Here is a 13,235-nt window from a genome sequence, read left to right as displayed (position 1 = left end):
CACAGCCATTCAACAGAATCCCCCACACCCCCACAGGATGTGCCATGCGACCCCGCACCGCCCGCACCCTGCTGCTCCCCTTCCTGGCCCTCCTCACCCTCCTTCTCGCTCTGCTCGCCGCCCCGCCCAGTACCGCGCACTCAGGAGCACCGCCCGTGACCCACCCCAAGTACGCCGGCTACCTCTTCGCCTACTTCACCGGCGAGGGCACCGCCGACGGCGAACAGATCCGCTACGCCCTCAGCCGCGGCAACGACCCGTTGCACTGGCGGGAGTTGAACCAGGGCAAGCCGGTCCTGACGTCCACGATCGGCGAGAAGGGACTGCGCGACCCGTTCGTGATCCGCTCCCCGAAGGGCGACAAGTTCTATCTCGTCGCCACCGACCTGCGCATGTACCAGAACAGCAGCGGCAGTTGGGACGACGTCCAGCGGCACGGCAGCAAGTCCGTGATGATCTGGGAGTCGACCGACCTGGTCCACTGGACCGACCAGCGGCTGGTGAAGGTGGCCCCGGACAACGCGGGCAACACCTGGGCGCCGGAGGCCTATTGGGACGACTCGCTCGGTGAGTACGTCGTCTTCTGGGCGTCGAAGCTGTACGCCGCCGACGACCCCGGCCACACCGGCTCGACGTACAACCGCATGATGTACGCGACGACGAAGGACTTCCGCACCTTCAGCGATCCGAAGGTCTGGGACGACCCCGGTTACTCGGTCATCGACTCGACTGTCGTGAAGTACAAGGACACTTACTACCGCTACACCAAGGACGAACGCGACCCGTCCTCCGGCTCCCCCTGCTCGAAGTTCATCACCGGCGAGAAGTCGGCCTCGCTGACCTCCACGTCGTACGACTTCGTCTCGGAGTGCATCGGCAGCGGTGCGATCGAGCGCGGCGAGGGCCCGACGGTGTTCAAGTCCAACACCGAGAAGAAGTGGTACCTGTTCGTCGACGAGTACGGGCTGCGCGGCTACGTCCCCTTCGAGACCACCGACCTCGACTCCGGCGAGTGGACCCCGTCCACGGACTACCAGCTTCCCGCAAGTCCCCGGCACGGCACGGTACTTCCGGTGACGCAGGCGGAGTACGACCGGTTGCTGGCCGCCTATCCGGCGACCCCCACCTCGGTCGTGGACGCGACGGCACACGGACAGAAGGGGTACGCGGTCGTCACGGAGGCCTCGAAGAAGGTCGTGCTGCCCATGCAACCCGGCGCGGATCTCCGGCACTTGGCACCGGCGCTCGCGATCGGCGCGGGCGCGACGGTCAGCCCGCCGTCCGGTACGCGACGGGACTTCCGCGAGCCGCAGTCGTACACGGTCACGGCGGCGGACGGGACGAGCCGGACCTGGACGGTGGAGGCGGTACCGACGCGAAGTCCCGTGCTGCCAGGGCTGACCGCCGATCCGGACGTGCACCATCTCGACGGGCAGTACTGGATCTACCCGACGAGCGACGGCTACGCGGGCTGGGGCGGGACGAGCTTCAAGGCGTACTCCTCAAGGGACTTGGTCCACTGGCGGGACCACGGAGTGATCCTCGACCTGGGGCCCGATGTCTCCTGGGCCGACAAGAACGCGTGGGCACCGGCGGTCGCGGAGCGGGATGGGAAGTACTACTTCTACTTCTGCGCGGAGCAGCAGATCGGGGTCGCGGTGGCGGACTCGCCCGCCGGCCCGTTCCAGGACGCGCTCGGCAAACCCCTTGTGGCGAAGGGTGGTTCGTTCAGCGGCCAGATGATCGACCCGGCCGTCTTCACGGACGACGACGGACAGTCGTATCTCTACTGGGGCAACGGGCACGCGTACGTGGTGCCGTTGAACGCCGACATGACGTCGTACGACGCGACGAAGGTGAAGGACATCACGGCGGGCGACTTCCGTGAGGGGTCCTTCGTGGTGAAGCGCAAGGGGACGTACTACTTCATGTGGTCCGAGGACGACACCCGCAGCGAGAACTACCACGTGGCGTACGCGACGGGACCGTCCCCGCTCGGCCCGTGGACCGAGCGGGGCACGATCCTGTCCAGGAACCCCGAGTACGGCATTCTCGGCACCGGCCACCACTCCGTGGTGAACGTGCCGGGGACCGACGACTGGTACATCGTCTATCACCGGTTCGCCCTGAACGGGCCGGGAAAGCCTGGTGGGGACGGCACACACCGGGAGACCACCATCGACCGCCTGCGGTTCGCGGCGGACGGGACGATCCTGCCGGTGGTGCCCACCCTCGGGTCGATCAGCCCGGTACGGACCTAGCTCCGGTACGAACTAGCTGACGAAGTAGGTCGGGTTCGGGATCTTGTACGTCTTGTCGGCGTAGCCCCCGTCGAGGTCCGAGTACTGGTCGCCGAAGTTGGCGATGATGTTGTACCCGAGGTCCTCGATGTGCTTCCGGGTACCGGACTTGTACTGCACGGTGGTGCAGGTCCAGGTACCGGCGGTCGCGCAACTGCTCAAGTACGACGGCGGGTTGGCCGTGTTCTTGAGGAACATGTGGTCGGCGTCGAGGTTGACGTCGGCGCCGACCTTCTTCAGGTTGTCGACCGCGTAGGTGCGCTGGGCCTCGCTGAGACCCGAGTTGTAGAACACCGTGACGCCCTTGGACGCGGCGTACTTGACCAGCGCGGGGGTGCCGAAGACCTCCGGGCGGTTGGCCTGGGCGACATACGCGGCCCAAGTGGCCGAGCTGTAGCCGTAGTTGTTCTTCTTCTCGTAGTCGAGGCTGAGCAGCAGCGTGTCGTCGATGTCGAAGACGACCGCGGGCTTGGCGCCCTTGTGGTGCTTGTGGACGGCTTCGTCGATGTACTTCTTGGCGGACGCGTCGATGCGCGCCAGGTCCTTGGCGTAGGGGCTGGCCGCCGAGGCCTGGTAGACGCCGTTGGTGTCGAGCGTCGTGCCGTAGTAGGTGTCGATGTCCTTCGTCAACAGGCCTATGTTGTACGGCTCGTGCGTCGAGTTGGCCGTCGACTGGCCGGCGCTGGCGACGCCCGTGCCGTAGAGGGCGGCACCGGCGACGACACAGGCGGCGCCGAGGGCGGCCGCTCTAAGGGACTTCCGCATGGAATCTCCGGATCTGGTTTCTGATGGGTGATGCACCAGGTCAGGGACTGTCTACGCGCATCACACCGCGGAGGCGAGGGTCTTTATCCGATCGATACACAACCCACAGGCCGGGGAATTACCCCGTCATGGGGCGTACTTGACCCTCCCTTGACGGGCTTCTCCTAGGGTCGTGGCTGCGACTGCGAACGGGGGAACGCACGATGGGTGACGGAAAGGACCCGGCCAAGGTCCTCGACATCAAGACGGCCGACCTGAAGCGGACGGCACCGGACTTCCAGACAGCCGCCGTCGATCTCGGCAAGGCTCTGACCACGCTCGTGAAGTCCCTCGACGGGCTGGGCGAGCCGTGGGGGAACGACAAGCAGGGCAAGGAGTTCGGGGACTCCTACAAGCCGCTGCAGAAGAAGATCGAGGGCGCTGCGGGCACGCTGGTCCTCGGGCTGACCAGCATTCACGAGGCGATGGTCGACCTGGCGGACGGCCATGTGGACAACGACGAGTTGATCGCCGGCATGTTCACCGAAGTGAAGGTCACCAAGGCGGACGGCGCCGGTGAGCGTTGAGGACGAGGCCCGGAAGATCCTGCTCGACCTGGGCATGTGGTGGCCGGAGGCAGACTCCGGGAAGCTTCGGTCGGCGGCGACGGCCTGGCGCACCTTCGCGGGCGCCGTCGACGATCTGCGCGCGCCGGTGCAGCAGAGCGCATCGTCGATCATCCACAACAACACGGGCGAGTCGATCGAGGCGTTCGGAAAATTCTGGGGCCGGTACGCCAAGGACAAGGACAGCGGCTGGCTGAAAGACCTGGCCGACTCCGGGCGTGAAATGGCCACCGCGCTCGACAAGTTCGCCGACGCGATCGACGACGCCGTCAACAGGCTCTGGACGCAGATCGGCATCGACGCGGCCGTGATCGCGGGCGGGGTGGCGCTGGCGTTCTTCACCGCGGGTCTGGCCTCCGGCGCGGCGGTCGCGGCGGCCGACCTGGTGATCGAGTTCGGCGCCGGGCTGGGTGTCGCGGTCTCCACGACGATCGCCGAGATCGCCGGGGGCACGCTGGTCGCCGCCGCGTTCGGCGGTATCGAGTCGGTGACCGTCGATCTGGCCGTGGCGCAGCCGCTGAAGATGGCGACCGGACTGCAGCAGGGCTTCAGCCTCGACGAGGTCAACCAGGCCGCCGAGGACGGCATGCTCTTCGGCGGCGCGCTGGGCGCCGGCGGCGGGGTCGTCAAGGCGGGCATCGAGGGCGCGTTCAGCGATACGACACCCGTGTTCCTGCGGCCCGCGTCGCTCCGCCCCGACCTGGTCGAACTCGGCCCGGCCGCACGCGCCGCCGACCGTACGCCCTGCGTCGGCGAACCGATCGACGTGGCGACCGGCGCGATGCTGATGACCGCGACGGACCTGACGCTGCCGGGCGCGCTCCCCCTGGAGTTCACCCGCACCCACCTCTCCTCCTACCGCGGCGGTGTCCGCTTCGGCCCGACCTGGATCTCCACCCTCGACGAATGCCTCCAGATCGACGGTGAGGGCGTGGTGTTCGCGGCGGCGGACGGCATGCGCCTCGTGTACCCGGTGCCGGAGCCGGGCGTCCCGACGATGCCGGTGAAGGGTGTGCGCTGGCCCCTGGAATGGGACGGCAAGCCGGACAGCGCGATGACCGTCACCGACCCGGCGACCGGTGTGGTCCGCACGTTCGGCGCCCCGGTCCCCTCCCCCACCTTCGGCGTCTTCCATCTGACGCTGGACTCCTGGAGCGACCGCAACGGCAACCGCGCCGACGTCGAACGCGACGACGAGGGCGTCCCGTTCGGCATCCGCCACTCCGGCGGCCACTACATTGCCGTCGACACGACCGGCCCCCGCATCACCGCGTTGCGCCTGCTCGACGAACCCCCGTCGCGCTACGGCCCCGAGGGCCCGGTGGGCGAGGGCACGGTCGTGATGCGCTACGGCTACGACGGTGCCGGCAATCTCACCGAGGTCGTCGACTCCAGCGGGGAGGCACTGCGGTTCGCGTACGACGCGCAGGGCCGGATGACCAAGTGGACGGACCGGAACGGCACTTGGTTCTGCTACGTCTACGACGAGCGCGGCCGGGTCGTCCGCACCGAGGGCGTCGACGGCATCCTGTCCGGCACTCTGGCCTACGACGACTCGGCACGCACGACGACGTACACGGACTCGCAGGGCCGCGTCTCCACCCACCGGCACAACGCGGAGGGCCTGGTCGAGGAGGAGACCGACCCGCTGGGCAATGTCACCCGCACGCGGTGGGACGAGTACGGTTCCCGCCCCGTCACGGTGACGGATCCGCTGGGGCACACGACCCGGTACGAGTACGACGACGCCGGTAATCTCACCGAACTCACCATGCCCGACGGGGCGTCGACGCGGGCTGCCTACAACGCGCTCGGTCTGCCGACGGAGGTCGTGGAGCCGGGCGGGGCGGTGCGGCGGCACACGTACGACGAGCGGGGCAACCTGCTGACGACTCTCGACCCGACGGGTGCCGAGACCCGTTACGCCTACGACGCGCGCGGCTGCCCGACGGTGCTCACCGACGCGCTCGGCCACACCCGCACGATGGCGTACGACGCGGCCGGTCTGCCGGTGTCCCTGACGGACGAGTCGGGCCACACGACGTCGATTCGCCGCGACTCCTTCGGCCGGATCATCGCGGTGACCGACCCGTTGGGCCATACGACCCGCATGGGCTGGACCCCGGAGGGCAAGCCGTCCTGGCGTGAACTGCCCGGCGGGGCAAGGGAGTCGTGGACGTGGGACGCGGAGGGCAACCTGAGTGTCCACACGGACGCGGCGGGCAATGCCACGCACCACTCATCCACCCATTTCGACGTGCCCGCCGCACGGATCGACCCGGACGGGGCGCGGTACGAGTTCGCCTACGACACGGAGTTGCGGCTGACGGGAGTGACCAATCCGCAGGGTCGGACGTGGTCGTACACGTACGACGAGGCCGGACGGCTGGCCGCCGAGACGGACTTCAACGGGCGGACGCTGACGTACGCGCACGACGAGGCGGGACGGCTGAGCCGCCGTACGAACGGCGCCGGGGAGACGCTGCGTCTCACCCGCGACGAGGCCGGACGCGTGGCTTCGCAGCACGCCGACTCGGGCGAGGTCACCACGTACGCCTACGGCCCGGACGGCAGACTGGTCCGCGCGGCCAACGCCGAGGTCGATGTCGTACTGGAGCGCGACGCGCTGGGCCGGGTGCTGGCGGAGGCGGTCAACGGGCGGCGCACCACGCACACTTACGACGCGCTCGGGCGCCGCGTCCGGCGGGTGACACCGTCGGGCCTGGCCTCGGACTGGTCCTACGACCCCGTCGGCCGCCCGCTCGGCCTGCGCACGCCGGCGGGCGCGCTGGACTTCTCCCACGACGCGGCGGGCCGCGAGGTCGAACGCCGCATCGGTACGGAGGTGACGCTGACGCAGAGTTGGAGTGCGCGGGGACAGCTCACCGGGCAGTCCCTGGCCGCCGCGTCGCGAGCGGCCGGCGTCGAAGGGCTGCTGCAGCACCGCACCTACGCCCACCGTGCCGACGGGTACATCACCGAGATCCGTGAACTCACCTCCGGCACCCGCCACTTCGACCTCGACACCATGGGCCGGGTCACGGGCGTACGCGCTCACGGCTGGACCGAGACCTACGCCTACGACACGGCGGGCAATGTGGTGAGCGCGACCGCGCCCGGCCAACCGGCCCCCGAGCCGCACGACATCGACGGCACCCTCGTCCGCTCGGCGGGCCGCGACACGTACCAGCACGACGAGCAGGGCCGCCTCATCCGCAGGACCCACCGGCTGCTCAACGGCCAGAGCCGTAAGTGGACCTACACCTGGAACACCGAGGGCCGACTGACCGAGGTGGGCAACCCGGACGGCGGCCAATGGCGGTACGCCTACGACCCGTTCGGCCGCCGTGTGTCCAAGTACCGGGTGGCGGAGGACGGTTCGGCCGCCGAGCGCACCGAGTTCGCGTGGGACGGCACCTGTCTGGCCGAACAGACCGGCCCCGACGGCCTGGTCACCACCTGGGACTACGAACCCGGAACACCACGGCCGGTGGCCCAGACCCTGCACGAGCCGTCGGCCGCGCTCCCCAACTCGTCCTTCCTCGCCCGGCTGGCGGAGGAGACGCACCCCGTGCGGACGGGCCGTTTCCACGCCGTGATCACGGACACCGTCGGCACTCCCATGGAACTGGTCTCCGCGACCGGGGACCTGGTCTGGCAGCACCGCACCACCCTGTGGGGCACGGGCCTCCCGCCACTCGGGGACGACACCGCCGCGGTCGACTGCCCGTTGCGCTTCCCGGGGCAGTACGCCGACCCCGAGACCGGGCTGCACTACAACCTGCACCGCTACTACGACCCCGGGACCGCCCGTTACATCAGTCCGGACCCGCTGGGGCTGGAGCCGGCGAGCAATCACCACAGCTATGTGCACGCCCCGCTCACCTGGATCGACCCGCTCGGCCTTTCTCCGTGCAATTACGGCACGGACGACCTGTATTCGAGCGCCACCACCATCAATAAGGGCCAACTGTCCCCCGCGGGCCGGGCCCTGCAGAAACACGGCGACCCGAGCCCCGGAAACCTGGCCAAACGAGGCCAGGCACATGTCGACATGTACAATTTCGGCAAGGTCACCAATAGCGAACGGACCGAGATCGCCAACGAAATGATCCAGGACATCCTGACGGACCCGAACGTGGTGGAGAAAGTGAACACGTCAGCCCCGGCCCAATACGGTGGCGTCACCAGGGATTTCCGGGTCCCGGGCGGCTGGGGTGCCCGATGGAGCTGGCGCGGAGGTCAGCTCACCTTCGAAGGGTTCCTGTGATGGCAGGGCAGCACAAGAGCGAACTGACGTACCGGGCACAGGACTTCGTCGCCGACGGATCACTGCGCGACGTATGCGTACTCGACACCGCACTCGACGACTGGCAGCACATGTTCGACGGACTGCGGACGCTGCCGGGACGGCATGTCCTCACCTGGACACTCACCGACACGACGGAAACCGGCATTCCCGAGGCCTCCGCCGTGTGGTCGAAACTCCAGGACGACCCCGAGGAATCGGTGAGCCTGGCGATCGAGATCGACGGAATCTGGTTCACCTCCTACTTCTTCGAGATCGAGGAGATCGAGTTCACCTTCGATCCGTCCGACGTGGTGGACCAGGAAACCTTCGCACCGGTCCGCGATTTCGTGAAATGGCTGGGGAATTCGACGGGCCGGGAGGTCATCGTCACCATGGAGGGAAACGACCACGCCTCCATGCCCGCGCTGCTGCGCTGGACATCCTGACGAATGCGGGCCCGGTCCCGGTTTCCCGAACCGGGCCCACGGAGCAGGTCAGTTCATCGTCGCCCCGATCGTCGTGCTCCCTGTCGTCAGGAACGTCGTCGCCGGCAGTGTGCCGCTGGACGAGCGGGCGTTGTACGTCGTCGACGCGTCCGTGGAGACGAAGGACGGGGTGGAGACGCCGGAGTCCCAGTTGTTGCCGGCCGAGGTGACCGCGGAGCCCTTGCTGACCGAGCCGCCGCCGTTGCTCACCGCGAGGTTCTTGCCGAGTTTGGCGGAGCTGGTGGCGAAGTAGTAGCCCCACTTGCTGTTGGCGTACGCGGTGGTGCGGTTGATGACGAGGGCGCCGGTGTTGGAGTTCTCGGTGAAGCCGTTGCCCGCGTTGCCCCAGGCCGCCGAGTTGTTGATGACGTGCGCGACGACCTCGCCGTCACCGCCCAGCTTGAAACCGTTGCCGTCCCCCGCGAACGCCGAGTCCGACCACCGATTGACGCCGTTGCCGAAGGACCAGGTGTGCTCGACGGTGACCGGCGTGGAGAAGGACCAGAAGTCGATCCCGTCGTCCGAGTTGTTGTACAGCCGCGCGCCGGTGACGAGGTTCCCGCTGCCCGAGCCGAACTTGATGGCGACCCCGTCCGCGTTCTCGCCGTGCGTCGCGGCGTCGTAATTGCCGTACGAGTCAAGGTTCTTGACCGTGTTGTTGACGGTGCCGTCGCCGGTGAGCGTGAAGCCGGAGTCGCCGCCGTTGATGGTCTTGACGTTGTTCCAGTTGGTGCCGGTGCAGGACTGGCAGACGACCGCGCTGTCCGGGGAGTTCTGGAAGGTGAGGTTGGAGACGTTCCAGTAGTCGGCCGTCAGCTTGAAGATCCACTGTCCGGACGGCAGCGACGAGCCGTCGATCTTCACCGTCTCCGAGCCGTACGCGGTGAGCGTGACCGGCGCGGACGAGGTGCCGTTCGTCGTGGACTGGAGGGTGGCCGTCGGGTAGTACGTGCCGCCGCGCACCTGAATGACCGTGCCGGCGGTGGCACTTGAGATCGCGCTGGTCAGTTCGGCCGTCGTGTCGACGACGACGGTGGCGGCCTGGGCCTGGGTGGGGAGGACGGCCAGCCCGGCGCCGAACGCCAGGACTGTGCCGAGGGTGAGAGCGGTACGACGAGACATAGGAGTGCGGTCCTTTCGTCGTGCGGTTTTTTTGGGGGGGGATGCGCGGATCTCAGGGACGCCAGTCACCGAGGTAGGTCGCAGGAGTGTGCAACCTGGCTTCGGTGGCGGTGAGTTGGGGCCGGTTCTCCGGGACGGTGATCACGGAGCCCGGCCCCGTGTTGCGGTACTCGTGGAAACGCATCGACTGCCAGGGATAGGCGTCGCGCATGTTCGTGTACGGCGCGACCGGGTCGATGCCGGGCCCGATCCGGGTGTCCCGCACGACGAGGGACGGCCAGGCCGTCGTCTCGTACGACGGGACCCACGGCCGGGCCAGCTTGTACACGGCGTCCTCGGCCGCCGAGGTGACGCGGGAGCGGACCGCGAGGAATCCGTGCGGATTGGCGCGGGCGGTGGAGGGCGCGAAGACCATGCCCTTGGGGGTGAACTCCACATCCCGGGCAAGGGTGTTGAAGTGACAGTCCGTGAAGACGGCGGTGGCCCGTCCGAAGACGAAGTCGACGTCTCCCTCGATGTAGCAGCGCGAGTAGCAGTGCCGGTCGAAGGCCTCCAGCGCGCTCGTGTCCGCGAACAGGGTGTCCTGGTGGGCCAGCAGCCGCACGTTCGTGAAGTACGAGCGGTCCCCCGTCACATACGCGGCCACCGCCTGCGTCCCCGTGATCTCCGGATGGTCCGCGCGCAGCCAGTCGTTGGCGAGGGTGAGGTCCCGTACGGTCAGCCCGGGCGCCGCCGACGTGAAGGTCGCGGAACCCGCCGTACCGTACGTCCCCGAACCGTCCGGCTTCTGCGTCCCGTTGGCGTTGTCGTAGACGATGACGACGTCACGCGGGTCGCGCGTGGCACCGCGCAGTGTCAACTCCCCTGCCCCCACAGGCACGTTGACGACTCCGCGGTACGTCCCCGGGTGCACGACGATCGTCCAGCCGCTGCCCTCCACCGCGTCCACGGCCGCCTGCACCGAGTCACCGGGCCGGACGTGCAGGACATGACGACGGTCGAGCGCCACGGCAGGCTCGGCACCAGCGGCCACCAGCCCACCGGCGATTCCCGTCAATCCCGTCAGGAGTGTGCGTCTGCGCAGGGCCATCTCAGCGCCTCCGCCCCGGTGTCCAGTCACCCAGATACGCCTCACGGGTCGCCGACACGGCCTGTTCGGCGGTGAGTTGGGGCCGGTTCTCCGGGACGCTGATCACGGCACCCGGGCCCGTGTTCCGGTACTCGGCGAACCTCTGCCCCTGCCAGGGATAGGTGTCCGACATGTTGATGTACGGCGCCACCGCGTCGATCCCCGCACCCAGCACCGTGTCCCGCACGGTGAGCATCGGGTGGGCGGTGGTGTCCGACCCGGGCACCCAGGGACGGGCCAACTTGTAGTAGGCGTCCGGGGCTTGGCTGCTCACGCGGCTGTGCGTCACCAGGTATCCGCGCGGGTTCGCGACCGCCGTGGAGGGCGCGAAGACGAAGCCGTACGGTGCCGCCGCCAGGTCGGTGCGGTTCAGGGTGCGGAAGTGGCAGCGGTCGTAGACGGCGGTCGCGCGCCCGAAGACGAAGTCGACGTCTCCCTCGACGTAGCAGCGCGCGTAGTACTGGCGAGCGAAGACACCGAGGGCCAACGAGTCGGCGTACAGCGTGTCTTGATGCCCCAGGAAGCGGCAGTCGAAGAACGCCGAACGGTCGCCCTGCACCTTGATCGCGACCGCCTGTGTGCCGGTGATCTCGGGGTGGTCGGCGCGCAGCCAGTCGTTGGCGAAGGTGATCCGGCGGGCCGTGAAGCCGTCGGTGCGGATGGTCGTGGTGGCCGAGCCGGTGGTGCCGTAGGTGCCCGAGCCATCGGGTTTCTGGGTGCCGTTGGCGTTGTCGTAGACGATGACGACGTCACTCGGGTTCTCGCTCGCGCCGATCCACGTCATCTCGGAGGCGGCGGCGGTGAGTTGGCCGGTCGCCGGGTCGGTCACTCCGGCGGTGACCGTCTCGCGGTAGACGCCGGGGGCGATGACCAGGGTGTATCCGGCGGTGGTCGCGGCGGTGACGGCGGCCTGGACGGTGGTGAAGTCGCCCCGGCCGCGCGGGTCGACGTACAGGGTGAGCGGGGTGAGGCGCGCGGCGGGTGAGCCGTAGCGGCCGAACGGGCGCGGTCTGCCGACGGCGAGGGCGGGGACGGCGGTGAGGCCGAGCGCGACGCCCGCGCCGACGCTCGCTGCGAGGAATCCCCGTCTGGACAGGGGCAGTTCGAGGGAGTGGTGGTGCGAGGGCATGCGGGTGCTCCTTCGCGGTGTGGCTCGTGAGGTGGGCCCGGTGCCGGGCCGGTCGGACGGAACCGGCCCGGTGTGTACGGGGATTGGTCAGCGCAGGCGGCCCGAGCCCGCGCCCCGGTCGACGATGAACGGCACGGCCTTCGCGGGGTCGATCTTCGTGCGCAGGGTCGGTGTCCAGCCCGCGCCGGACTGCAGGATCTCAGTCGGCACGCCCGCGTTGTGGACGGCGATCAGGTCGGTGGGCTTGCCGTTGACGTAGTTGTCGTCGGCGGTGAGTGGCGCCTCGGACCACTTCTTGAGGATGGTGGCCTCGTCGATGCCGGCCGGGACCGTGAACGCGTTGTGCTCCGCGACGAGTTGGGACTCCAGGCCGATGCCGTAGCTGTAGCCGTAGCCCGTCTCGGCGACGAAGTGGTTGTTGTACGAGTCGACTTGGCCGAAGCGGACGCGGGGTGCGCGCTCGACGAGGTTGGAGAACAGGTTGTGATGGAGCGTCATCTTCAGATGGCCCCGGTCGATGGCGGCCGTGGAGGCACTGTCGCTGTTGCCGATGAGGATCGTCTTGTCGTGGTCGGTGAAGACGTTCCAGGAGGCGGTGACGTAGTCGGCGCCCTTGACGACGTCGAGTTCACCGTCGTGCTGCTCGAAGATCCGCCCGTAGTAGGTGGGCAGCGAACTGTCCGGGTGGGCACCGTCGGTGAACGTGTTGTGGTCCAACCACACATGCGTGGAGCCGTAGATGACGGCGCTGTCGTACTCGGAGTTCCAGTTGCCCGTGTCGCCGTCGGTCGGGTCCCACTGCGGGAAGCAGTCGAGCGGGCTCTCGAAGGCCAGGTTGCGGACGATGACGTTGTCGACGGCCGTGATCTGCAGGCTGGCGCCCTTGAAGCCGGCGTTCTTGCCGATACCGATGATGGTGGTGTTGGCGGGGACGAACGCCTTGATGGCGGTGTTCTGGTTGGCGGCGGATGCGCGGCGCAGGCCCTCTGGGCTGTCGGCGGGCTCGTTGTCGAGGTTCTGGCCGTAGCCCCAGACGGTGGGGTCGTAGGTGGCGAGGTACTGGGCGAAGTCGTAGCCGGGCGCGGCGAAGGAGTCGCAGCCCTCGGCGTTGGCGTCGATCACACCCTTCACTCTGATGATCTTCGGCGCGGTGCCGCCGGCGGCCAACGCGGCTTTGAAATCAGCCCAGTTGGAGACGGTGTAGACGTGATCGGAGGTGGCCGCCGCGCCACCGCCGGTGCCGGTGCCGTAGGAGGCCCAGCCGTCACCGGCGCCGAGGGTCTGCCGGTCGAGGGGGCGCGGATGGGCCTGGGCGGTGGTCGTGGTGACGGCGAGGGCCAGGGCGGTGCAGCCCACCAGCGTTGCTATGACACGTCCATGACATTTCTGTGTGCGCATCGTGCGGGTCT

The 13,235-nt window shown here is 68.5% G+C and carries 9 protein-coding genes; 4 read left to right on the top strand and 5 right to left on the bottom strand.

Annotation, left to right across the window (positions count from 1 at the left end; all coding sequences use genetic code 11):
* Window positions 1–44 precede the first annotated feature (44 nt).
* Window positions 45–2,261, top strand: a complete 2,217-nt coding sequence (locus OG504_RS39995) for a family 43 glycosylhydrolase (RefSeq protein WP_405994156.1) — start codon at window positions 45–47, stop codon at window positions 2,259–2,261.
* Between the two features lie 12 nt (window positions 2,262–2,273).
* Here the strand turns inward: OG504_RS39995 and OG504_RS39990 are convergent, their stop codons facing one another.
* Window positions 2,274–3,065, bottom strand: coding sequence for an HAD family acid phosphatase (locus OG504_RS39990; protein ID WP_405994155.1), 792 nt, complete (start codon window positions 3,063–3,065; stop codon window positions 2,274–2,276).
* Between the two features lie 203 nt (window positions 3,066–3,268).
* Between OG504_RS39990 and OG504_RS39985 the strand changes: the two genes are divergently transcribed.
* Genes OG504_RS39985 through OG504_RS39975 form a run of 3 tightly spaced genes read left to right on the top strand, consistent with a single transcriptional unit; the run spans window position 3,269 to window position 8,407 of the window.
* A complete protein-coding gene (locus OG504_RS39985; RefSeq protein WP_405994154.1) occupies window positions 3,269–3,631 on the top strand; it encodes a hypothetical protein in 363 nt (120 codons plus the stop codon).
* A 34-nt stretch (window positions 3,632–3,665) separates the two neighbouring features.
* Window positions 3,666–7,940 (top strand): DUF6531 domain-containing protein, encoded by a 4,275-nt coding sequence (locus OG504_RS39980; protein WP_405996561.1) that lies wholly within the window; start codon window positions 3,666–3,668, stop codon window positions 7,938–7,940.
* Window positions 7,940–8,407, top strand: coding sequence for a hypothetical protein (locus tag OG504_RS39975; RefSeq protein ID WP_405994153.1), 468 nt, complete (start codon window positions 7,940–7,942; stop codon window positions 8,405–8,407). The genes OG504_RS39980 and OG504_RS39975 overlap by 1 nt, the downstream gene beginning before the upstream one ends.
* 48 nt (window positions 8,408–8,455) lie before the next feature.
* Here the strand turns inward: OG504_RS39975 and OG504_RS39970 are convergent, their stop codons facing one another.
* From OG504_RS39970 to OG504_RS39955, 4 genes are all read right to left on the bottom strand, one after another.
* A complete protein-coding gene (locus OG504_RS39970; RefSeq protein ID WP_405994152.1) occupies window positions 8,456–9,568 on the bottom strand; it encodes a right-handed parallel beta-helix repeat-containing protein in 1,113 nt (370 codons plus the stop codon).
* Window positions 9,569–9,620: 52 nt separating this feature from the next.
* Entirely contained in the window at window positions 9,621–10,652 is a 1,032-nt protein-coding gene (locus OG504_RS39965; RefSeq protein ID WP_405996560.1) for a pectinesterase family protein, read from the bottom strand.
* Window positions 10,653–10,659: 7 nt separating this feature from the next.
* Complete coding sequence (locus tag OG504_RS39960; RefSeq protein WP_405994151.1) at window positions 10,660–11,826, bottom strand: pectinesterase family protein; 1,167 nt, start codon at window positions 11,824–11,826, stop codon at window positions 10,660–10,662.
* 87 nt (window positions 11,827–11,913) lie between these two features.
* On the bottom strand, window positions 11,914–13,224 hold the full coding sequence (locus tag OG504_RS39955) for a polysaccharide lyase family 1 protein (RefSeq protein ID WP_405994150.1): 1,311 nt from the start codon (window positions 13,222–13,224) through the stop codon (window positions 11,914–11,916).
* Between the last annotated feature and the right edge of the window lie 11 nt (window positions 13,225–13,235).

The organism is Streptomyces sp. NBC_00986 (genome assembly GCF_045162565.1).
GTDB lineage: Bacteria > Actinomycetota > Actinomycetes > Streptomycetales > Streptomycetaceae > Streptomyces.
Note: the sequence above shows the minus strand (reverse complement) of the source record. Positions and strands in the feature narration are given on the sequence as shown.

Coding starts and splice junctions, on each gene's coding strand:
- OG504_RS39990 (WP_405994155.1), bottom strand. CDS start 3,065: ATGCGGAAGTCCCTTAGAGCGGCCGCCCTCGGCGCCGCCTGTGTCGTC.
- OG504_RS39970 (WP_405994152.1), bottom strand. CDS start 9,568: ATGTCTCGTCGTACCGCTCTCACCCTCGGCACAGTCCTGGCGTTCGGC.
- OG504_RS39975 (WP_405994153.1), top strand. CDS start 7,940: ATGGCAGGGCAGCACAAGAGCGAACTGACGTACCGGGCACAGGACTTC.
- OG504_RS39980 (WP_405996561.1), top strand. CDS start 3,666: ATGTGGTGGCCGGAGGCAGACTCCGGGAAGCTTCGGTCGGCGGCGACG.
- OG504_RS39995 (WP_405994156.1), top strand. CDS start 45: ATGCGACCCCGCACCGCCCGCACCCTGCTGCTCCCCTTCCTGGCCCTC.
- OG504_RS39985 (WP_405994154.1), top strand. CDS start 3,269: ATGGGTGACGGAAAGGACCCGGCCAAGGTCCTCGACATCAAGACGGCC.
- OG504_RS39960 (WP_405994151.1), bottom strand. CDS start 11,826: ATGCCCTCGCACCACCACTCCCTCGAACTGCCCCTGTCCAGACGGGGA.
- OG504_RS39955 (WP_405994150.1), bottom strand. CDS start 13,224: ATGCGCACACAGAAATGTCATGGACGTGTCATAGCAACGCTGGTGGGC.